Source organism: Halorussus sp. MSC15.2, from assembly GCF_010747475.1.
Taxonomy (GTDB): Archaea; Halobacteriota; Halobacteria; order Halobacteriales; family Haladaptataceae; genus Halorussus.
The window spans coordinates 1-724 of sequence record NZ_VSLZ01000019.1 but is presented as its reverse complement, the minus strand read 5'-3'; the positions used below and the strand labels follow the sequence as shown (position 1 = coordinate 724).

Here is a 724-nt window from a genome sequence, read left to right as displayed (position 1 = left end):
GCTTTACTTGGCCATGTTACGGGGCTTTCACCCTGTGTCGCGCTCCGTTTCAGGAGACTTCACATGATCGTTCGAGCGCTGAGAGTCAGTCCGAACACCACATTGCCCGTGTGGGCTTCGGTTTGGACTGTGTCGCGTTCACTCGCGGTTACTGACGACATCTCTTGCGGTTTCTCTTCCTGTCGATACTAAGATGTTTCAATTCTCGACGTTCCCCATTGCGCGAAGCAATTGCGGTGGGGATTCCCATTCGGAAATCCTGAGTTCTTTGCCTCCGTGCGGCTCCCTCAGGCTTATCGCAGCTTGGCACGTCCTTCGTCGGCGCTCGAGCCGAGCCATCCACCAGCTGGCACAGTAGCCACGCTGTTGGAATCGCACTGTGACCCGGTTCAACTCGGATCCAGTGGACGCCTGGATTGCACGTACATACGGTTGTCATCGTCACGTCCTGGTAGTATCAGGAGCGTACGTCGAACCCTTCCTACTCACGCTTTCACGGAGTAGTGCATCGGTCTTCCGGATCTGAACGTTGCGCCGTGTCCCACTTAAGGGACACGGTTTCGTTCCGACCCGGGCTATGGACCCACTGGGATTTGAACCCAGGGCATCCTCCTTGCAAAGGAGGCACTCTACCACTGAGCTATGGGCCCACCTCCCCGGGAGGGGAGGGTGTGTTCGTTAGCCCTGGCAGTTCTAAGGTGCCCGACCACCGAAGTGGTCGAGG

1 tRNA gene and 1 rRNA gene are annotated in these 724 nt (G+C 57.5%); both read right to left on the bottom strand.

Going from position 1 to position 724, the window contains the following annotated elements:
• Positions 1 to 367 (bottom strand): 23S ribosomal RNA (locus FXF75_RS22310); the annotation flags it as partial.
• A gap of 211 nt (positions 368 to 578) precedes the next feature.
• Positions 579 to 650 (bottom strand) — tRNA-Ala (locus FXF75_RS21910).
• Between the last annotated feature and the right edge of the window lie 74 nt (positions 651 to 724).